The organism is Dongia sp. (genome assembly GCF_041918875.1).
Lineage (GTDB): Bacteria > Pseudomonadota > Alphaproteobacteria > Dongiales > Dongiaceae > Dongia.
Genome location: NZ_JAYRUV010000003.1, coordinates 293,778 through 314,268, shown reverse-complemented (window position 1 = coordinate 314,268; position 20,491 = coordinate 293,778). Strand labels below are relative to the sequence as shown.

Annotated in this window: 20 protein-coding genes and 1 tRNA gene; 8 read left to right on the top strand and 13 right to left on the bottom strand. The window is 62.4% G+C overall.

The window, feature by feature from the left end:
* Window positions 1–59 precede the first annotated feature (59 nt).
* Window positions 60–890: a tRNA glutamyl-Q(34) synthetase GluQRS gene (gene gluQRS / locus ACE3TY_RS05145; RefSeq protein ID WP_374651515.1), complete on the top strand. Its 831-nt coding sequence runs from the start codon at window positions 60–62 to the stop codon at window positions 888–890.
* A gap of 53 nt (window positions 891–943) precedes the next feature.
* Window positions 944–1,624, top strand: a complete 681-nt coding sequence (locus ACE3TY_RS05140) for a TerC family protein (RefSeq protein ID WP_374651513.1) — start codon at window positions 944–946, stop codon at window positions 1,622–1,624.
* On the opposite strand, the gene ACE3TY_RS05135 is transcribed toward ACE3TY_RS05140, so the two are convergent.
* The 9 genes from ACE3TY_RS05135 to ACE3TY_RS05095 form a co-directional block, all read right to left on the bottom strand.
* Window positions 1,621–2,472: a DUF4743 domain-containing protein gene (locus ACE3TY_RS05135; RefSeq protein ID WP_374651511.1), complete on the bottom strand. Its 852-nt coding sequence runs from the start codon at window positions 2,470–2,472 to the stop codon at window positions 1,621–1,623. The two genes, ACE3TY_RS05140 and ACE3TY_RS05135, sit on opposite strands and share 4 nt — an antisense overlap.
* On the bottom strand, window positions 2,469–3,344 hold the full coding sequence (locus ACE3TY_RS05130) for a DUF4743 domain-containing protein (protein WP_374651509.1): 876 nt from the start codon (window positions 3,342–3,344) through the stop codon (window positions 2,469–2,471). Before ACE3TY_RS05130 ends, ACE3TY_RS05135 begins: the two co-directional genes overlap by 4 nt.
* A 7-nt stretch (window positions 3,345–3,351) precedes the next feature.
* A complete protein-coding gene (gene argE / locus ACE3TY_RS05125; RefSeq protein ID WP_374651507.1) occupies window positions 3,352–4,509 on the bottom strand; it encodes an acetylornithine deacetylase in 1,158 nt (385 codons plus the stop codon).
* A gap of 20 nt (window positions 4,510–4,529) precedes the next feature.
* Window positions 4,530–5,162 (bottom strand): GTP cyclohydrolase I FolE, encoded by a 633-nt coding sequence (gene folE / locus ACE3TY_RS05120; protein ID WP_374651505.1) that lies wholly within the window; start codon window positions 5,160–5,162, stop codon window positions 4,530–4,532.
* Between the two features lie 38 nt (window positions 5,163–5,200).
* A complete protein-coding gene (gene apaG / locus ACE3TY_RS05115; RefSeq protein ID WP_374651503.1) occupies window positions 5,201–5,593 on the bottom strand; it encodes a Co2+/Mg2+ efflux protein ApaG in 393 nt (130 codons plus the stop codon).
* Window positions 5,594–5,803: 210 nt separating this feature from the next.
* Window positions 5,804–6,640: an OmpA family protein gene (locus ACE3TY_RS05110; protein WP_374651501.1), complete on the bottom strand. Its 837-nt coding sequence runs from the start codon at window positions 6,638–6,640 to the stop codon at window positions 5,804–5,806.
* A 308-nt stretch (window positions 6,641–6,948) separates the two neighbouring features.
* Window positions 6,949–7,581 (bottom strand): ATP-binding cassette domain-containing protein, encoded by a 633-nt coding sequence (locus ACE3TY_RS05105; RefSeq protein WP_374651499.1) that lies wholly within the window; start codon window positions 7,579–7,581, stop codon window positions 6,949–6,951.
* Complete coding sequence (locus tag ACE3TY_RS05100) at window positions 7,578–9,287, bottom strand: ABC transporter permease (protein ID WP_374651497.1); 1,710 nt, start codon at window positions 9,285–9,287, stop codon at window positions 7,578–7,580. Before ACE3TY_RS05100 ends, ACE3TY_RS05105 begins: the two co-directional genes overlap by 4 nt.
* Window positions 9,288–9,293: 6 nt before the next feature.
* Entirely contained in the window at window positions 9,294–10,529 is a 1,236-nt protein-coding gene (locus tag ACE3TY_RS05095; RefSeq protein WP_374651496.1) for an ABC transporter substrate-binding protein, read from the bottom strand.
* 154 nt (window positions 10,530–10,683) lie between these two features.
* Between ACE3TY_RS05095 and ACE3TY_RS05090 the strand changes: the two genes are divergently transcribed.
* Window positions 10,684–10,757 (top strand) — tRNA-Gly (locus ACE3TY_RS05090).
* 44 nt (window positions 10,758–10,801) lie between these two features.
* On the opposite strand, the gene ACE3TY_RS05085 is transcribed toward ACE3TY_RS05090, so the two are convergent.
* The 3 genes from ACE3TY_RS05085 to ACE3TY_RS05075 form a co-directional block, all read right to left on the bottom strand.
* A complete protein-coding gene (locus tag ACE3TY_RS05085; protein ID WP_374651494.1) occupies window positions 10,802–11,890 on the bottom strand; it encodes an ABC transporter ATP-binding protein in 1,089 nt (362 codons plus the stop codon).
* On the bottom strand, window positions 11,878–13,530 hold the full coding sequence (locus ACE3TY_RS05080; protein WP_374651492.1) for an ABC transporter permease: 1,653 nt from the start codon (window positions 13,528–13,530) through the stop codon (window positions 11,878–11,880). The genes ACE3TY_RS05085 and ACE3TY_RS05080 overlap by 13 nt, the downstream gene beginning before the upstream one ends.
* A gap of 73 nt (window positions 13,531–13,603) precedes the next feature.
* Window positions 13,604–14,842: an ABC transporter substrate-binding protein gene (locus ACE3TY_RS05075; protein WP_374651490.1), complete on the bottom strand. Its 1,239-nt coding sequence runs from the start codon at window positions 14,840–14,842 to the stop codon at window positions 13,604–13,606.
* Between ACE3TY_RS05075 and ACE3TY_RS05070 the strand changes: the two genes are divergently transcribed.
* From ACE3TY_RS05070 to ACE3TY_RS05050, 5 genes are all read left to right on the top strand, one after another.
* Entirely contained in the window at window positions 14,813–15,661 is an 849-nt protein-coding gene (locus tag ACE3TY_RS05070) for a MurR/RpiR family transcriptional regulator (protein WP_374651488.1), read from the top strand. The two genes, ACE3TY_RS05075 and ACE3TY_RS05070, sit on opposite strands and share 30 nt — an antisense overlap.
* Before the next feature lie 4 nt (window positions 15,662–15,665).
* The gene (locus tag ACE3TY_RS05065) at window positions 15,666–16,778 is read left to right on the top strand and encodes an MBL fold metallo-hydrolase (RefSeq protein WP_374651486.1); all 1,113 of its coding nucleotides are present in this window, start codon (window positions 15,666–15,668) and stop codon (window positions 16,776–16,778) included.
* Entirely contained in the window at window positions 16,775–17,329 is a 555-nt protein-coding gene (locus ACE3TY_RS05060) for a histidine phosphatase family protein (protein WP_374651483.1), read from the top strand. Before ACE3TY_RS05065 ends, ACE3TY_RS05060 begins: the two co-directional genes overlap by 4 nt.
* 106 nt (window positions 17,330–17,435) lie before the next feature.
* The gene (locus ACE3TY_RS05055) at window positions 17,436–18,341 is read left to right on the top strand and encodes a homocysteine S-methyltransferase family protein (protein ID WP_374651481.1); all 906 of its coding nucleotides are present in this window, start codon (window positions 17,436–17,438) and stop codon (window positions 18,339–18,341) included.
* Window positions 18,342–18,536: 195 nt separating this feature from the next.
* On the top strand, window positions 18,537–18,857 hold the full coding sequence (locus ACE3TY_RS05050) for a hypothetical protein (protein WP_374651479.1): 321 nt from the start codon (window positions 18,537–18,539) through the stop codon (window positions 18,855–18,857).
* A gap of 27 nt (window positions 18,858–18,884) precedes the next feature.
* Here ACE3TY_RS05050 and ACE3TY_RS05045 read toward each other — a convergent pair whose 3' ends face one another.
* Window positions 18,885–20,477 (bottom strand): amidohydrolase, encoded by a 1,593-nt coding sequence (locus tag ACE3TY_RS05045; RefSeq protein WP_374651477.1) that lies wholly within the window; start codon window positions 20,475–20,477, stop codon window positions 18,885–18,887.
* Window positions 20,478–20,491 lie beyond the last annotated feature (14 nt).

Here is a 20,491-nt window from a genome sequence, read left to right as displayed (position 1 = left end):
GGCCGGACGGCACTCCAGCGGTTGTAGATCGCATGTTCCCGCCCCACTTAGGCTCCTAGATGCAGCCAGTGACCCGCTTTGCACCGAGCCCGACCGGATATCTCCATCTCGGCCATGCATATTCGGCCCTGGATGCTTGGTCGCGGGCGAGATCGGCGGGGGGAAGATTTCTTTTGCGCATTGAAGATATCGATCGGACGCGGTGCCGGCCGGAATATGAAGCGGCGGTCCTGGAGGACCTCTCCTGGCTCGGCCTCGACTGGGACGGGAAGGTTCGTCGCCAATCCGATCATTTCGACGATTACCGCGAAGCTCTTGCACACCTGCAGGCTATGGATGTGATCTATCCCTGTTTTTGCAGCCGCAAGGATATCGCGGCCGCGCAGTCCGCACCGCACGGGCCGGACGGGCCGGTCTATCCAGGTGCCTGCCGAGATTTGCCCAAAGAGATCGCTGCCAAAAAGCAGGCCAGCGGCATTCCATTTGCGTTGAGGCTCGACGTCGCCAAGGCGCGAGCGTTGTGCGGACCGCTTTATTTTGACGAAGAAAGCCTTGGGACAATCGCCGCCGTACCGGAGCAACTTGGCGATATCGTCCTGGCGCGGCGCGAAACGCCTTGCAGCTATCATCTCTGCGTGACGATCGACGATGCCTTGCAAGGCGTGACGCTGGTAACCCGCGCCGAGGATCTGCTGCCGGCCACTCATATCCACCGGCTGCTCCAGGCCCTGCTGGGCCTCCCGGCACCCAACTATGCCCATCATAAGCTCCTCAAGGATGCGCACGGGCAGCGCCTGGCCAAGCGGGCCGGCGCGCCTAGCCTGCGCTCCTTGCGCCAATCCGGCGTCTCCCCGGCGGAAACCAGGATCATGGCAGGGTTTCCCGGCTAGCCGCCGGACCCCACATCGCTTATAGAAAACCACCACAAAGAAGCAGTTTGAACATGGATTTGACCTTTCTCGGCCCCGAACTCGCCGCCTTCGCCCAGGTAATCCTCATCGACCTCGTGCTGGCGGGCGACAATGCCATTGTCGTGGGCCTGGCGGCGGCCGGCTTGCCGGCCGGCCAACGCAACAGGGTCATTCTGGTCGGTATTGCCGCAGCCACAGTTCTTCGCATTCTCTTTGCGCTGGGCACCACCTACCTGCTGGCCATCATCGGCCTCACCTTTGCCGGCGGCATCCTGCTGTTGTGGGTGTGCTGGAAGTTCTGGCGCGAGTTGGAGCATCAGCGGCGCGAGAACAAGCTGGAGAAGATACGCCAAGGCCAGCCCCTCAGCGCCGAAGAGGCCCGTGAGCTGGAGGAAGGCGAATCCGCCTTGCCGGGAGCCGCACCCGCCAAGACCATGATGCAGGCGACGATCCAGATCATCCTGGCCGACGTTTCCATGTCGCTCGACAATGTTTTGGCCGTGGCGGGTGCCGCCCACGAGCATCCGAAGGTTCTCGTTTTCGGCCTCATCCTGTCGGTTGCCTTGATGGGTATCGCCGCTTCCTTCATCGCCAAGCTGCTGAAGCGCTTCCACTGGATCGCCTATGTCGGCCTTGCCGTCATTTTCTACGTGGCCGGCGACATGATCTGGCGCGGCTGGGCCGAGCTTGAACCGCTGATCAACGGCGCTTAAGGACGCCTGGAAAGGGCCAGCGCCAGCGCGCTGTAGTCCGGCCGCTCCGGCGAGAGGTAGCCGTGGCGGATCAGGAAATCGATGATGACGAGACCGACATTGAACTTGAAATCGCTGGTCTCGGCCAGCAGGCGTTCGATTTCGCCCAGCGGGAGCAGACGGAAATCGGCGATCTCGCCATCATGGTTGCGCGGCGTGAAATCCGCCGGCAATTCGAGGTCGTAGACGAAAAGCGTGTCATCGCGCAGGCACCCGTCCAGTTCCATGCGATAGCTGAGCGCGCCGCACGGTCGGGCCCGGCGCGCGAGCTCCTTGGGGATCGACGCCTCTTCGGCTGCTTCCTTGATGAGATTGTCGAAGGGCTTCACGCCGGACGGCAAGCCGCCAGCCACCAGATGATCGAGCTTGCCCGGCTCGATCGGACGATTGGCGGCGCGCCGCCCGACCCAAAGCCAGATTTCCCCGTCGCGCCGGACAAAACCGTTGAGATGCACGCCATACGCCTTGACGCCGAACAGCGGCACGCCGGCGCGCTCCAGATCGAAAAGGGGTTCGGCGCCATAATGCGCTGCGACCGTGAACAGTTCGTCGCGCCAGCCGCGAACGAACCCTTCCTGACGCAATTCGCGCATAACTGAATCGATCGCTGCCGAGCGATAATCGAAAGTGTCGAGATGTTCGGCGATGCTCACAGCGTCCGCGGCAACGCGGAAGACGCTGGGGAAGCGTTTCAGCTCGCCAGCCAGATCCGGGCGCATGAAGCCGATACGATCGGCGCCGACCTTGAAGGGCAGGTAGCGCGTCAAGTCATGCCGGTGGCAGATGGCGATGCGATCGAGCAGACTCATGCAGGCACCGAAGCGGCAAACGGGATCGGCCGGCGCAGTCCGGCGATGAGCGGCAGATAATCGCGTTCTTCCGGTCCGATGAAGCCGTGCCGGATCAGAAAGTCGATCAGGACCAGCGCTATGTCATACATGAATTCATCAGCCGATCGCAGACGATGCATCACTTCCGACACCGGCATCAACTCGAACCCGGCCACTTCGCCATCCTGGTTCTGCGGACGGAATCTTTCGGGCAGTTCGAGGTCGAAGTTGAATTGCTGGCCCACGCGCAACCCCTCACCCGCTTCGATCAGCAGCGTGATGATGCCGGCCGGCTGAGCAAGTTCGGCAATTTCAGGTGGAATACCGGCTTCCTCTTGGCACTCCTTCAGGAGGTTCTCGACCGGCGAAAGCCCCAGCGGCTGACCGCCACCGACGATGAGATCGAGCATGTTGGGATCGACGGATTTGGTCGGAGCGCGGCGCGCCACCCATATCTTCATCTCCCAGCCACGACCGACAAATCCGTTGAGATTGACACCATAGGCAAGAACGCCAAAGAGCGGCGCCGCGGCACGCTCCATCACCAGCAAGGGCGTCTCGCCGAAATTTTGCGTCACGGGATAGAGTTCGTCGCGCCAGCCTGGCACGCGTCCCTGTCCGCGCAGGGCGTGAAGCACCTTGGCCATTGCGGCGCTCCGCGCCTCCGGCGTCGCCAGTCCAGCATGCATGTGCAGATCGCCGGCGGAGAGTTCGAATATGTCCGGCCGGCCGGAAAGTTCCGACGCCAGTTCCGGCTTCACCCAACCAACATGACTTCCCGCCACGACAAAGCGGCGATAGCGCCCCAAATCGGGCGCCGGATAGCGGCTATATTGGCGAAGCAGGCTCATGCTGCGATCAATTCGCCCGCGCCCAGTCGATCAGGCGCCGCAGGAATGCGTCGCACGCCGCGAGCTGCTCCTTGTCGATGAACTCGTCCGGCTGATGCGCCTGGGCGATATGGCCAGGACCGCAGACGATCGCAGACATGCCGGCCTGCTGAAACTGCCCGGCCTCGGTGGCGTAGGGCAGACTCACCGTGTCGTTGGCACCGGTCAGATGCTTCAGCAAGGCCTCGGCGGCACCTTCATGTTCCTCGACAAGAGGTGGCGATGACACACGCGGCGTAGTGACGATGTCGGCCACCGGCTGAAGGGTGCGCAACTCCTTAAGGCGCTTCTCGGTGAAAGCTAACAGAGGTTTCAGGATCTGATCCGGATGGCCACCGGGAATAGCGCGGAAATCCCACAGGAAGCGGCATTCGCGAGCGATGATATTGACCGCCGTGCCACCATCGATATGACCGATGTTGAACGAGCAATGCGGCGGATCGAAGCTGCGGTCGAACGGCCCATCTGCCTGGATACCGCGATAGATGCGCGCCATCTCGCTCATCACTTCGGCGGCAAGGCCAATGGCGTTGAGGCCGCGTTCGGGCTGGCTGGAATGGCCATCCTTGCCGGTGATCCGAGTCTCGAAGGAATAGACCCCTTTATGGCGCACGCCGAGCTTCATCCCCGTCGGCTCGCCGATGATGGCAATGCGCGGCTTGGGCAGGTTCTCGCCGATCGCTTTCAGAAGATGCGGCGCGCCAAGGCATCCCAGTTCCTCGTCATAGGAAAAAGCGAAATGGAGCGGTGTCTTCAGCGGCTTGGCCACCATGTCCGGCACAAGAGCGAGGCATAGGGCGATGAAGCCCTTCATGTCGCTGGTGCCGCGGCCGATGAAACGCTCATTCGTTTCGACCAGCTTGAAGGGATCGCTGGACCAGGGCTGGCCTTCGACCGGCACGACATCGGTATGGCCGGACAGCGCAATCCCGCCATCGTGTTTCGGCCCGATCGTCGCCCACAGATTTGCCTTCGGCTGGCCGTCCGGCGCCGGCACAACATCGACGACGACACCATATTGCCTCAGATAGTCGCCGATCCAATGGATCAGCGAGAGATTGGAGCGGGACGAAACGGTATCGAAAGCAATGAGGCGATCGAGGATGCCGACGAAATTGGCGTTCATGACGAAGCAATCATCCGCACTTATGAACTGGAGCCGACCGTGGCTGGCGGCAGGCCGATGAAGGCGAGAAATTCGCGCCGCGTCGAGGGATCATTGCGGAAGGCGCCCAGCATGCGGCTGGTGACCATCGAGGTGCCGGCCTTGTGCACACCGCGGGTCGTCATGCATTGATGGCTGGCGTCGATCACGACGGCAACGCCGCGCGGCTGCAGTTCCTCGTTCAGGGTATTGGCGATCTGCGCGGTGAGCTTCTCTTGAATCTGCAGGCGCTTGGCATAGCAGTCGAGCAACCTTGCCAGTTTCGAGATACCGACGACCCGCTTTTTAGGCAGATAGGCGATATGCGCCCTGCCGATGATCGGTGCCATGTGGTGCTCGCAATGGCTCTCGAAGCGGATGTCCTTGAGGACGATCATCTCGTCATAGCCATCCGTCTCGGAAAAAGTCCGCGCCAGAATCTCGGTCGGATTCTCGCTATAGCCGCTGAAGAACTCGCGATAGGACTTCACGACCCGGCGCGGCGTGTCGAGCAGTCCTTCGCGCATGGGATCGTCGCCGGCCCAGCGGATGAGCGTGCGTACCGCTTCTTCGGCCTCCGTCTGTGTCGGTTTGCCGGTCGCAACCTTGGTCGATTTCGATGAGGCCTTGGGCACGGCCGGATCCTTTCAAACAATCTCGTGAGCGTTGGCGGTCAGTTCAGCCGCTTCGGCTGGAAGGGGCTGTCGAGAGAAAAGGCGGGTATGCCGATATCGAACATCTCGCCGGTTTCGCTCTCCATCTCATACGTACCGACCATGATGCCGGACGGCGTCTTCAGCGGCGTTCCGCTGGTATATTCATATGCCTCGCCCGGATGCAGGACAGGCTGTTCGCCGACGACGCCGGCGCCGCGAACTTCCTGCACCCGGCCCAGCGAGTCGGTAATGCGCCAATAGCGGTTCCGCAACTGCACGGTGAGTTCGCCGTGGTTTTCGATGCGAACATGGTATTTCCAGACGAAATGCGCCTCGTCGGGGGAGGATTGGTCGTCGAGATAAGTCGGCTCGACACTGACCAGGATACTGCGGGTCGTTTGTTGATACATGAAACTCGCCTTGCTGGCGTCGGCGTTGAACGAGCCGCAGTTTAGATCGGAAGCCGGGCCAAATCCAACAGCTGCAAGACCCTGATCGAACAGGGCTTATCCGCATGACGCGGGCCCGCCAAAGATGGTCGCCCAGGACCAAAAGGGCAAAAGAAAACGGCGCCGGGTTGCCCCGGCGCCGTTCCGCAAAAGAGCGGTCTTCAGTCGCGATTACTGAACGATGATCTCGGCGCGGCGGTTGGCCTGCTCCTTGACACCGTCAGCGGTCGGGACCGCGTTCTCGGCTTCGCCCTTCCAGGCGGTGGTGATGGCTTCGGCCGGGACGCCCGCCGCGATCAGCGCTTCACGCACCGAGTCAGCGCGGCGTTCCGACAGCTTCTCGTTGTAGGCATCCGAACCCGAACGGTCGGTGTGGCCGGTGACCGAGATCGCCGTCGACTTGTTGGCCGCGAAGTCCGCAACCACCTGGTTGACCACGGCCTGCGCCGCGTCGTTGATGTTCGACTTGTCGAAGTCGAACAGCACCAGATAGACGTTCGGAGCCGGAGCCGGGGCTTCAACAGCCGGCGGAGCCGCTTCGAGTTCAGCCAAAGCCGCGAGGAGTTCGTCCTTGCAGGCGCTGATATGATCGTACTGGAAGTTCTCTTCCTGCTGCTCAAGCCAGCAATCGAAGCGCGCCTGAGCGCGGGCAGCGAGTTCCGCCTTGTTGTCGCGAGCGCCGCCATCAAGGGCAGCCAGCAAGCGGCCACGGATGTCGGTAATCTCGCCGAGCGAATCGGCCGGCAGGTCGCGATTGGCCGGATCTTCGGGCTGGACCACTTCGCCGCCGGCGGCAGCGAGACCGCGGCGGGCGTAGTAACCGGCGTCACGCCAATCGAACATTTCGTCGGCCTCGAACACGGCCAGATCGCGATATTCGGTGGTCAGCGCCTGGGTGAACGGCGTACCGCCGCTCGCTTCGGTCGTGCGGATACGGTCGAGATCGGTCGAGCAGGCTGCCAGAAATCCAACTGCCCCCAAAACCGCCAGAAGTCGCAATGCTTTCATTTTTGTCTCCTCGCTTTTGTTCAGCGCCGTCCCCAGGTTCCGATGCGTCGCCCTCAGACGCTTCGCAACATCCCCGACTTCGGCTTATGCCTTAAGACTCGGCTGAGTTCGAATACCGGTTAAACTTGTTGATATCCCCCGGCGAAGCCAGCCCGAGTGCTGACATCTCCGGCACTATAGGTAAACGTCCCAGCGATGTCAAAAGCCCGAACATCATATTTGGTTCCGCTGGAAGCTCAATTTTTGTTGATTCTGGAGGCATTTCTTAAGCGCGGAGCCGGGCAGGAACTGCCGCCCCCTGCCCCTCTTTAAAGGGCGATTTCGCCACCTGCCGCGGCAGCAGAATCGGCCGGATCGTGACTGACCAGAAGCACGGGAAGGTTGCGGACGGCCGCCCGGTCGAAAATCAGGGCCCGGAACCGCCCCCGCAATGCAACATCGAGCTTGGCGAAAGGCTCGTCGAGCAGCAGGGCGTGCGGCTCGGCCAGGAGGGTCCGCATGAGCGCCACCCGCGCGCGCTCGCCACCAGAAAGGCTGAGCGGATCCCTGCCGCCCAGCCCCGGAAGCTCGGCTTCCGCCAGGCCGGCTTCGATTCGCCTGGCTCTATCCGCCGCGTCCAAGCCAGAAGGCAGGGCAAATGCGAGATTCTCGGCCACAGAAAGATGCGGAAACAGGAGGTCGTCCTGGAACAGTATTCCTAGACGGCGCGACTGGATGGGCAGCGCGCCAATATCGACCCCGTCCAGCAGAACCCGACCGCGACCTTCGATCGGCGGCGGCAGGGCACCGATCATCCAGTTGAGCAGGCTGGATTTGCCGATACCCGACGGCCCCATCAGCACGACCGGACGTCCGGCGTCGATGTCGCAATCGACCGGGCCCAGCAAACGCGCTCCGTCCTTGAAGAGCTCGACGCCCCGAAGGCTCAGCCGCCGCATCATGACACCCACCGTCGGCGCGGCCGAGCGGTCCAAAGGGCCAGAGCGAAACATAGCCCCGCGGCTGCCGCCTGGATCGTCCCGTAGACACCGACGACCCGGCGGTCGCCGCCGCCGCTCAGCGCCACGGCCTCGCTGGCCAAAGTGACAATGCGCCCCTCCCCACCTTGTACAGTTGGCAAATAGAGCGAGAGAGAGGTCGCGCAACCGATCGCAGCGGCCCAGGCGATCTGTCCCCGCAGCAACGGCAGCTTGATCCGCCAAAAGACCGTCCAAGGGGACTTGCCAAGAGAGAGCGCAATCCGTTCGTAGCGCGGATCGAAAGCGCGCCACGGCTCCTTCAGTGTCAGGAAGACATAGGGAAATACGAACAGCAGATGCATCCACAGAACAGCGAGCCATGTGCCGTTAAAGCCGATGAGCAACAGCAGGATTTGCAGGCCGAACAGAAAGCTCACCTCGGGCACCAGCAGGGGCAGGAAAAGCCATCTCTCGGCCGACCGCACGACCTTGGCGCGCAGGACGCGCTCATGCTGCAGACAGGCGAGCGTCAAGGCAAGCGCAAGCACGGTCGCCGTCGCCGCAAGCTCCAGGCTGTTGACGAGAGGATTCCATAGTCCGGCAAGACTGCGCTGCCAGATGTCGAGGCTGAGGAATGCGGGCAACAGCGCCGGATATCGCCAGGCCTCGGCCACGGACCAGAGCAGCAAAGCGAGCAGCGCCAGGGCGGTCAGGGTGATGCTGGCGAGGCCGACAATACGCGCGAACCAGCGGATCACGTTCCGCCCGACGCCGCCCCAGTCCCTTAGTCCCGCAGTCAGCCATCGCCGGCCCATGCGACGGCACAGCCATTCTCCCAGCCACCAAAGCATAATGGCGATCGTGACCATGCCCACCTGCAGCAATGCGGCCGAGGCGGCAACGAAGCGCCGCCCGAGATCCGGATCGTTTATCCAGGCAAGGATGAGGACGGGCAGCGTCGGCGGTGTCGTCGGGCCCAGGATCAGTGCCATGTCGACCACGGACAAACCGTAGGCAAGAACCGCAAGGATGGGAAAGCGGACCAGCGGATAGAGCTGGGGCAGGACGAGCTTCGCCCAGGCCATGCCTTCGCCATAACCGAGCGTTCGGGCCGTGGCCAGAAAGCGGGCCGCGTCGATCTGGCGCAGCGCCGTCGCCATGGCGACGAACAGAAAGGGCGTCTCTTTGATGAAGAGGGCCAGCGCAAGCGCGAGGCCATATTCACGCGACACCAACTCGGCATTGGGCGGCAGCGGCAGCAAGCCGGTCAGCGCGGCGATGGCGCGCACGAACCAGCCGGAGGGCGCCAGGACGAATGCAAGGCCGAGCGCCATGGCAAGATGCGGCACGGCCAACACGGCTACCGCGATGCGTTGCGGCCAGGATTGCGGATCGTCCCCGGTGGAACCGAGGCTTGCCACCAGGGCGAACGCGGCGGCCGTCGCGGCAAGTGTCGCCAGCCATCCAGTCAACGCCGTTGCCACCAACGCCCGCGGGACTCGGCCGTCTCCGAGGAGCGATGCAAATCCGCCCCACGATATCGCGTTGCCACCCAGGGCCGGCAGATAACCGAGGCCAAGTGCGGCAACGAAGAAAAGCCCGACGCCGATCGAACCGACGAGGAGGACCAGCGCCGTCAGCGGCGCGGCCTTGCCCAGATCGATCAAAGCGAAGCGCCGCACGCCCACGCCGTCTCATCCACCATAGAGCTGCAGCCAGCGCGCCTCGATCGCCACCATCCAGCTGGGATGCGGCTCCGGCAGGACCGGTCCCAGTTCCTGCGGCGAGAGTGTCGCAATCCCCCGCGGCAACGCATCGAAGGCGGCGCGCATATCCGGGGGCAGCAGATTCATTTCCAGCACCGTCGGATCGCCCCAGACATCCGGATCTTCCTTGCGCAACTGCGCTTCCGGCGAAAGCAGGAAATTGGCGACCGCCAGCGCTCCCGCCTTCGCATTCGCATTGAACGGGATTGCGACGAAATGCGTATTGCCGATGCTGCCGCCGGTCATGACGAAGCTGCGGATACTGTCCGGCAACAGCCCCTGCGCGATGGCCGACGACGCATCGCCCGGATTAAAGGCCATGGAAACATCGATCTCTCCGTCATTGAGCAGTTGGCGCTGCGCGGTGCTGGAGACCGGATAGCTCTTTCCTTCCCGCCACAGATGCGGGGTAAGCGCGGCCAGATAGTCCCAAAGCGGTGCCGTGACCGCATCGAAGCGCGCTTCGTCAAGAGGCAGGTCGAAGGGCTTGCGATCCGCACTGAGCGACAGCAGGAATTGCTTCAAGACTGTGGAACCGACAAAATCCGGTGGCGCCGGGAACGTGAAGCGGCCGGGGTTCGCTTCTACAAATTCGAGCAGGGCCGCCGGCGAACGCGGTGGTTCCTGAACGCGGGCAGTATCGTGAAAGAAAACGAGCTGCGCCATGCCCCAGGGCGATTCATAGCCGTCGGTCGGTACGGTAAAATCCGAGAGAATGCTGGGCTTGGCTACCGGATCGACGAAGTTCGCATGTGGGAGAAGATGCAGGATGGGTCCGAACAACAAATCCTGCTTCTTCATCGCGGCGAAATTCTCACCGTTGATCCAGATAAGGTCGACGCCTCCGCCATCCATCTGGCCGGCGATCTTTCCGGCCAGCACCCGCGTCACAGCTTCGGCGGTATCGGTCAGCTTCACATGCTGCAGGGCGATGCCGAATCTGGCCGCCACCTCGTGGCCGACCCAGGTGATATAATTATTGATCCGCCGATCGCCGCCCCAGGCATTGAAAAAGACCGTCTGGCCGCGGGCAGCGGCCAAGGCAGCCGCGAAGCTTTCAGGCGCCACATCGCTCCGCGCCGACCGGTACGGCCACGCGCTCGAAGCGGCTGTCAGCAGGATCATGCCATCCCGAATCAGCCTGCGCCGCGTCCAATCCGCCATTTTCCGCCGTCTCCCTGTCCGTTCCGGCATTTCTTCCCTGCCATACTATACGGAGCGGCCGGCCATTTGTTGCAGCATTCGGCATTCAGCACTCTGCGCCCGCCTTGAACCCGGCGACGCAATCCCCTATAAATCGCTCCTGCAAACGCCGCCTGCGGGTGTAGCTCAATGGTAGAGCAGAAGCTTCCCAAGCTTACGACGGGGGTTCGATTCCCCTCACCCGCTCCAATATGTCGCCCTTTCATGGATATCCTGGCGCATAAACGGCCGATCTAGCCTATGACCCAGCCGCCGGTGATAGCGGTCCGTACTGCTTGGCCTTCGCCCAGCGGCAGGTCGGCCGGGGCGATGCCGTGCAGTTGCGCCTGCGGCACCTCATCGAGGATCAGCTCGACCTCCTGGCGCATGCCGGAATACCGGACACTTTGCACATGCGCGGAAACGATCGCGCCCGAATGGCCGACGGATGTTGCGTCCGTCGGCAAAATGACGATTTCCTCGGGCCGGAAGCAGGCTTGTGCCTGACCGGTACGACGGCCCGGACGGCAGCGCAAAGTCAAAGCCGTGCTGCCCAGGATCGCCTGGCATCCAGGCGCGGAACCGCCGCCGACCTGCTGCACGTTGACGTCAGCGACACTGCCTCGGCCGATGAATCTCGCCACATCGGCATCAGCCGGACACCGATAGATCTCGCGGGGGGACGCGATCTGTCGCATTTCGCCACCCATCATCACCGCTACCCGGTCCGCCAAGGCCAGCGCCTCGGCTTGATCGTGCGTGACATAGACCATGGTGGCGCCGATGCGCCGATGGAACGACCGAAATTCCCGCTGCATCGCCTCGCGCAGATGAGCGTCGAGATTGGCGAGCGGTTCATCGAGCAGAACGACCTCCGGATCCATCGCCAGACAGCGGGCCAGCGCCACGCGCTGCCGCTGGCCACCCGAAAGTGCAGCCGGCAACCGGTCGCCCATGGCGCTCAGCCCGACAGTGGCGAGCGCATCCTTCACCTTAACCTCGATCTCGGCGCGCCTGAGGCGGCGGATACGCAGGCCGAAAGCCACATTGTCGCTGACGCTCATATGCGGCCAGAGAGCATAGGATTGAAACACCATGCCCAGGCGCCGCTCTTCAGTCGGAACATGCAGATCGATCGCCGACATGCGCTTGCCGCCGATCTCGATTCGTCCGCCATCGAGACGTTCGAACCCGGCCAACAGGCGCAGCAAGGTGGTTTTGCCACAACCGGAAGGCCCCAACAGGGCAATGAATTCGCCCGCGGCTGCGGCAAAATCCGCTTCCCTGACGGCGATGTTGCTGCCGAACCGCTTGAGGGCTTGGGATACTTTCACGTCTGCCATGGCAGAACACCTCTGGGCATGCGATGCGCGAGCAGGCTGGCCGCACCCGCCGCCAGCAGCGTGACCAGAACGGCCATCACCGAGGCGGCGGATGCAGCCGTCGCATTGCCTTCGTCGTAGAGATTGAAAATCATGACACCGATCGTCTCGTGGCCGGCGCTCCACAACAACGCGGATACGGTGAGCTCGTTATATGCGCTCATCACCACCAGCAGCGCGCCGGCCGCCGCCGCGGGTGCTGCCAAGGGCAGGATCACCGAGACCAGCCGACGAACGCCACCGGCTCCGACAATCCGCGCCGCCTCCTCCAAAGCGGGATCGAGCTGCATCATGCCGGCGATTGCCGGCTTGAGCCCCAGCGCAAGGAATCGCGCAAGATAGGCGAGCAACAAGATGGCGGCTGTTCCGTAGAGACTGATCTTGAGCAGCGGCAGCGGTGGCAGGAAGGCGAGGATGAAAGCGATCGAAACGACGGTGCCGGGGATTGCGAAGGGTGCATCTGCCGCCAGGTTCAGGATGGTCGCCACGCGCGAGCGCCTGAGCGCCACCAGGAACGCGAACGGAAGGGCGACGACCAGCGTCACCCCAGCGGCGCCAAGGGCGAGCCAGGCGCTATTGAGAAACCCGCGCCGCGCTGCCGCATTCCTGAGTACCGTCACATAATGCTCCAGCGTGACCGTGTCCGGACCGAGCGGCAACCCCAGCGCCTGGACGAGAGACGTGCCGAGCAGGGCCAGCAAGGGCATGACCGAGATGACCAGCAAAATGCCGACGATCGCGATTTCAAGGATTGAACGCCAGCGGCCCAGGGAAAATGGCGTGATGGCCGTACCGTCGCCCGCCACGACAACCTGCCGTCGCCGGTCCGCCACCAACTGGACGGACAGCCCCACGCCGACGATGACAACCAGAATGATCGACAGAACGGCAACCTCGCCCAAGGCCGATGGGCCGAAACCCGAGAGGCGCTGATAGATGAGCGCGGTCAGCATCGTATAGCGGCCTGGAATACCAAGAATGGCGGGGATGCCGAAATTCCCCACCGCCGCGACGAAGGCAAGCGCAGCACCCGCAAGGAGCGAAGGACGGAGAAGCGGCAGTACGATACTGCGGACGATACGAAAGCGCCCCGCTCCCGCGACCTGTGCTGCCTCCACGAGATCGCGCGGCAAACCGCGAAGGCCCGCCTTCACCGCCAGAAAGACCATGGTGGAATGCTCGATGCCCAGCAGCAGGACAATGCCTTCGCGCGAATAGAGCCAGTTGCGCGACCCCGGCGCGGGGGCGAGACCAAGTGGCCCCAATATCGTACTGGCCGGCCCGGTCAGTTCAAGCCAGGCCAACGCCGCGATCTGGGCCGGCACCAGCATCGGCAACAGCATGAGGAAGACCAGCCAGTGTTTGCCGCGTATGTCGGTGAGGCCGATGACGAGGGCTAGGCCGCCACCTACCGCGAGCGAAACCAGCATCGAACCGAAGCTCGCTTCCAACGTATGGCCCGTGGCGCGCAGGACTTGCGCATCGCTCAAGATGCGCCAGATCTGGCTCGCATCGGAAAAGGCTGCTGTTGCCTCGGCAGAGAGCCGCAAGAGCGGCAGCAAACACAGGACAACCACATAAAGCCCCAGAACGGCGAGCATGACTTGCTCGCCGTTCGGAGCATGGCGCCGCAGCATGGCACCATTTGGCGCCGCGTCCTCGGCTTGGAACTGACTACTGACCATAAAGTTCGGAGAATCTGCGCTTGGTTTCTTCAGCCGTCTCGATGAGCCTGTCCGAGGGAGCCTCCATAATCTTCAGCGACGCGGCATCCGGATAGCCAGTCGGTGGCTGCACTCCCTTGAGGATCGGGAAGTATTTCTGACCGACCGACTGCTCGGCCGCCTCGGGCGACAATTGGAAATCCACGAAAGCCTTGGCGGCAGCAGGATTCTTCGCCGTCTTCAGGATCGCCACCGGTTGATTGATGACGGTCACGCCCTCGCTCGGGAACGCAAATTCGACTGGAGAACCCTTGTCTTTCTGACCGTAGGCCATGTATTCGATGATCACGCCATAGGCCTTCTCGCCGCGTGCCACGGCATCGCGGACCGCGCCGTTGCCTTTGACCGCAATGGCGCCGTTCTTCGCCAAAGCGTCGAAATAATCCCACCCGAACTCCGGCTGCAGTGCCATCGTCCCCACGTGAATGACTGCAGCGCCCGAGTAAAGCGGGCTCGGCATGATGACCTGATTCTTCGCCTCGGGTTTCAGAAGATCCTTCCAGCTGACCGGTTCCGGCACACCGCTCGCGGTGTTGTAGATGATGCCGGTCGTAATCAGTTTCGTACCGAAGAAGGTCTTTTCCGGATCGTATTGCCCTTCCGGCAACTGCGACACATCGGCTTGCTCGTAGGGCTGAAGCAATCCCTGCGTTTTCAATTCGGTCATCGCGACGCTGTCGGCGATAAGCAGCACGTCGGGTTGCGGGTCTCCCGCAGCGACTTCGGCCTGAAGCTTGTTCAGAACTTCAGTCGTGCCGGAACGGAACATCTCGACTTCGATCTCCGGATGCAGCTTATTGAACAGCTTAAGCACTTCGTCCATTTGCTCGCTGGGCTGCGATGTGTAGAGGACGAGCTTTTCGTCGGCCTTGGCATTCGCTATGCCCAAACCCATTGCCGCCGTCATGGCGGCGATCATCAATCGATTGCGCATGAATCTCATTTCATTCCTCCGCTCTTCGACCGGGACGCATAATCTGCGTGCCGCCTTTGATAGCGCGCGGACTGTAACTGCGGCCTGAAGCGCTCTGCAAGATGGGTTGCCAAATTTCATCTTTCTGCAATATTTTTTCCCGATAATATTGAGGTCTAGATAATTGCCGGATGCGCGGAGCGCTGCTCGATATCGCTGCGCATCCAGCTCGTCTCGGGTGCGAACATGCTCTTGATGGAACTCGTCGGCCGTCATGACGGCCATCTCACGCAGACCGATCGGCGTTTGCTGGATTTGCTGCTCGCCGATCCCAAGAGCGCGGCCATGTCGTCCGCGACCGAGATTGCGCAAATGGCGGGAACGCACCCCTCCTCGCTGGTACGCCTTGCCAAGAAGCTCGGTTTCGCCGGCTTTCCCGATCTGCGAAGCCGGCTGCGCGACGAGATCGTGCTGCAAGATCAGACCGCCGCGCGATTGCGGCGGCGGTTGCGGGACCTTCCGCCGGAAGCTGTCCTCGAATCCGTCATCGAGCGCGAGCAGGCCAACCTCGCCAACCTGTTGCAGCATATCGAGGAGAAACAGATTCGCCGTGCCGGGCGAATGCTGAGCAAGGCGCGCCGCGTGCTTCTGTTCGGCGAAGGTGCGGCGCGGGTCATGCGCGACCTGATGGTCGATCGCCTGCGGCGGGTCGGCATCTTGGCCGAGGCCGTGGCAGTGGAGCCGCGCGAAGCGGCTGCCAGCTTGACAGCTCTTGCTGCCAGCGATCTCGTCGTAGCCTTTGCGCTGGCGCGCGTGCCCCGCCTGCTGCCGTCTATCCTAGCCGAAGCAGGCAGACGCGATACGCCCAGCATCGTCCTTTCGCACCACACCGCCCCCCACCTGCGGCCGGCGCCGACCTTGCTGATTGCGGCGCCGAACGGGCCAAGCGGCCAGTCCCAGTCCCTGGTCGTGCCGGTGGCGATCTGCCATGCCATTCTCCTTACAATCTCGACGGTTGATGGCGGCCGTTCGATCGCCATGGCCGAGCGCTATGGCGCCTTGCGCGCGACGATGAGCGAATTGGCGCAAAGATAGCGCGATGAGTGAAATAGAGAACAGCTCCCTCAAGGCCATCTCGGGCCTTGGTTCGAAGGCGCCCGCCTGCTTCCAGGTCAAGCTGGCCAGTCATAAGCTGCTGTTGGATTTCGGCGCTGCTGCCGGCCCCGATCCAGCGATGCCGGACCCGGAGCGGATCGACACACCGGTCGATGCGATACTTCTCAGCCACCAGCATCCCGATCATATCGGGGGATTGCTTCTGTGGGATCGACTCGGCCGCCCACCGGTCCATGCAACGCCGCTTGTCGCCCAGGCCGTCAAGGCACGCTTCGGTATCTCCTGCATGCAGTTCGCAGCGCGCGATGTCCTGACATTCGGGCAAGCGACCGTAACCACGGGCGCAAACGGCCATGCACCGGGCGGCGTATGGCTGCATTTGCGCCATGCCGATGTCACATTGCTCTATATGGGCGATCACAGTTCGGAATCATTGCTTTTCCCATTCGATCGCCCACCCGCGGCGGAGACGGTCATTCTCGATGCGTCCTATGGCATCGACGAGGTCACTCAGGATGTACGGCGCCGCGATATTTTGCGCCTCCTGCAAGATGGCGACTTTCTGTTGCCGGCACCAGCCGCCGGCCGGGCGCTGGAACTCCTCCTCTCGATTGTCGAGGCCGGACTGCCCGCGCCGGCGATCTGCGAAACGACGCGGCAATCGGCCGTGGCACTCATCGCGGATGGCAGCGCTGTTTTGCACGACCGTGCGGCAAGTCGACTCGCACGCGCCTTGGCATCCGCGCTGCCGCTAGGCACTTCCGGCGCCCGAACCATGATCGTTGCTGACCCAAACCTTGAAGACGTCAAGTCGCAGGCGCTGGCCGGCCTCTGGCTGGACGCCGGGCGGAAAATTCTCCTCACCGGCCATGTCGCCGCGGGCACGCCAGCGCGTGCACTTCACGATCGCGGCTTGGCACAATGGGCGCGCTGGAACGTCCACCCTACACTTTCGCAGAATGTCGCCCTGGCGAGACAGGTCGGCGCCAGACGCGTTCTGCCGGCCTTCGGCAACCTGAAGCATGCTCCAAAGTGGCGGGAAGCCTTTACGGCACATGAACTGATTTTGTCGGACCGGGAGATCTTTCTGTCATGACCGGCGCATTGCCATGCCGCTTCATCTTTCTGCGCCATGGCCAGACAGATTGGAATGCGACCGGCCGCGTCATGGGGCAGAAGGATATACCGCTCAATGACACCGGGCGCGCGCAAGCGGAAGCGGCTTCGGAGCGTCTGCTGACCCTTCCGGTAACGTCGATATGGTGCAGTCCCCTCATTCGCTGCCGCGCGACGGCGGCGCCGTTACTGGCACGTCGGCCGGATCTCCCGGACATCGTTCTGGACGATCTGCAGGAAAGGAATTGGGGCGTGTTCGAGGGGCACAACGAAGATCGACGCCCACCGCGGCGCGAAACACCGCCCGGCGGCGAATCGATGGCCGCGTTCACCGCACGCATCATGGCAGCACTCTCGACCATCAATGATTGTGCGCTGCCGCTCGTAATCTCTCATTCAGGCGTCTTGCGGGTGATTCTCGGTCATCTCGGACTCGAACGCGACCGTGTTGCGGTTCCTAACGCAACACCGCTCATGGTCGTGCCCGGTGCCCGGCCGCAAGCCAGAATCCAACACCTCGCGACGGAATGACCGCCCCCGCGCAACGCCTGGGTGTTGCCGATCGGCGAGCGGTCGGCTATTTCTCCGTCGAGAGCCCCTGAGGGGCGGAATGCGGCAAGGAAACGAGGATTCCCCAATGAGCGAGGCCAGCCATATCACCCTGCTGGATGGCGGCATGGGCCGCGAACTGAAGCGCATGGGGGCACCGTTCGAACAGCCGGAATGGTCTGCTCTGGCCTTGTTCGACGGACCGGATTTCGTGCGTCGGGCGCATGCCGCCTTCATCGATGCGGGCGCCGAAATCGTTACCACCAACTCATATGCCGTGGTGCCGTTCCATATCGGCGCCGACCGCTTCGCCGCGCGCGGGCAGGAACTGGCTGACCTTGCTGGGCGCCTTGCGCGCCAGGCCGTGACAGAATCGGGCAAGAAAGTACTCGTCGCCGGCTCCCTGCCACCCCTCTTCGGCTCATACCGGCCCGATCTCTTTAATCCCGCCGAGGCTCAGGCATTGCTGAAGCCGCTCATCGCGGGTTTGAAGCCCCATGTCGATCTGTGGCTGGCGGAAACGCAATCGGCACTGGCTGAAGCTCGGGAAGTGGCTGCAGCGCTCAAGGGCGATACCAGGCCGCTATGGCTTTCCTTCACGCTGCATGACGAGCGTCCCGACCCGGCCAACCCGAAACTGCGTTCCGGCGAAATTGTCGTCGAGGCGACACGTCTGGCCCACGAGCTGGGCGTTAGCACCTTGTTGTTCAATTGCAGCCAACCAGAAGTGATGGGCAGTGCCATAGATGCCGCACGCGCCGAGTTGAAGCGTCTCGGCGCCAAGATCAAGGTCGGCTGCTATGCCAATGCCTTCCCCCCGCAGAATGAAGATGCCGAGGCCAATGGCACGTTGAGCGACATTCGTGCCGACCTCGATCCCAAGGGCTACCTTGCCTTCGCTCAGGACTGGCAGCGGCGCGGCGCGGACATCATCGGCGGCTGCTGTGGCATCGGCCCGGAACATATCGCAGCGCTGAAGAAGACGCTCCGCTAGCACTCATTAGCGGTTTCCGGCCGCCTGCCGGGCCGCCTTATTGCGGCCATATTCTGGTCGCCGCGGATCATTCGCAGTAATAGTCGATATCTGACGAATGAATTGGGCCAAGCCCGTTCAGTCTCCCATATGCCAGCAACGACATTTCGCGTGCATTGGTTTCCACGGCCGCCACCTGTCGGCCAGGAGGCACAGATGACAATAGAAGACAATTATTTGGAACGCTCACAATCCCATATCGGTATCGTCGATATGGTCATTCTGGCCGCAGTGGCCGGCTTCGGCTATCTTGTCAGCAGTCAAATCGGGGAACCGGCGCTAGCAAGCCCGGTTCATGCTGCCGACAAGAATATGCAACAGATTTGCACCGTCGAGGAACTGAGGCAAATCCGTTCCGGCCCTGAAACCTGCTACGTCCCCATCAATGCGGACAAGCATGAATTCTCGCTGGAGCCGGTCACGATGGATGGCGGCAATGCCCTGCGCAATGCCGGTCGCCAGAACTCGAGCCGCTGACGACTTCCGTCTGGAGCCGGTCGGCCGTCATTCATCGTCGCGGTAGGGAATGGTCCATTCCTCACCGCGGGCGGTGGTCACGTATTCGGGCCAGCGGTACTGATGCGGCACCTTGAAGTCCTTCGGCAGCAAGGGCGCCATCCACTTGCTGCCGCCGACACCGCCACCTGTGCGCTCCTCGAACTCGACCTTCGCCGCCTCCAGAACATCCACCCGGGTAAAGAGATCCAGCAAAGTGGCGCCGATCGTCTTGCCTGCGGACTGAATCATCGGATCGATGGTGGCGGGAATCCCACCCAGCGCATTGGCGACCCAATCCGGATAGGTGTAGCCCTGTGGCGCCGAGAGCATCGGCCGCGCCACGATGAGGCGCACCGTCGGACAATGCCATGTGTAGTCGGGATAATCGTCTGAAGTGAGATATCTCTGCCATTCCGGCATCTGCTTGCGCATCAGCCGCTCGCATTCCTGCGGCGAGGTGAGCCTTTCGGTCGCCGGCAAGAAGGGTTTCTCCATCGGTGCCAATCCCAGATTGCGCTGTATTTCCTGAGCGACGCTGATCGCCGTCTCGTCCCATCGCGGCGCGCCGACCAGGATCAGATTGTCATAAGTCGCCTGCGCCATCGCATGATTGGCAAGACCAGGACGGCTCTTCGCCACCCAGGTCTTCTTCCACTTGCAGAAAGTCGCCTTGGCGGCGGCTTCGGCATTGTTATCCATGACATTGCTGATGATTTCCGCCTGCTCGATCGAATCCGTGCGCAGCATATAGTCGATCTGCGATATCTGCGGCGTGAGGTTGTCGGCTGTCGCCTGTCCGGCAGTGAGGATCGCCTCGTTAAAGCTCCACAGACCCGTGAACGGCAGCATGGATCGGCGCAGGCTCTCATTGAGCGTGTAGAAGTGGATTAGCGCATCATTGGCGCCGGGTGCCCGGGCGGCAAGGTGGTTCTGCGGGATCGGACTGTACTTATCCGACGCAATCCAATCCTGCGGCGCATCGCAGGTGAAGGTATAGATATAATTGTAGCCGACACCGCAATGCGTATCCCAGATCGTGGTGTTGACCATGGGCAGCATATAGGCGGGATGAAAACTCACCGCCGCATCGAGGTCATCATAGTAGCCCTTGGCGGCATGAATGGGCTTCGAGGCGCGCACTTTCTCGGCCGGCTCGCCGAAGATTTTGAGCGTGCCGGCGATGCCAAACCTCTCCATCGCCGCCTTGACCGCCAGCGCGCCGCCAAGAGCGCTCATACCGAGCGCCGAATGCGGGTCGGTATGGCCTGGGGCATATTTGGAGAGACCTTTGCGCGGTTCCTGGCGCGTGGTGGCTGCTTGGCAGTTGCCCGGCACGGCGTCGTACTCGACATAGGTGGCGACCGTCGGCCCGGCGCCGTTCCGCCACATCGCCATGAAGGCCGTCGGCATGCCTCCGGACCCAGCTTCGACCTCGAAGCCTTCGGCGCGCAGCTTCTCGACATACCAGGCAGAGGATTTGTATTCGCGGAAGGCAGGTTCGGCGAAATGCCAGATGACCTGATGCCAGTCCGACAATTCCTTGGCGTGATTGTCCATCCAATCGAGGACGAATTTCTTCTGATTGTCGATGCCGCCCATCAAGTATCCCCTGT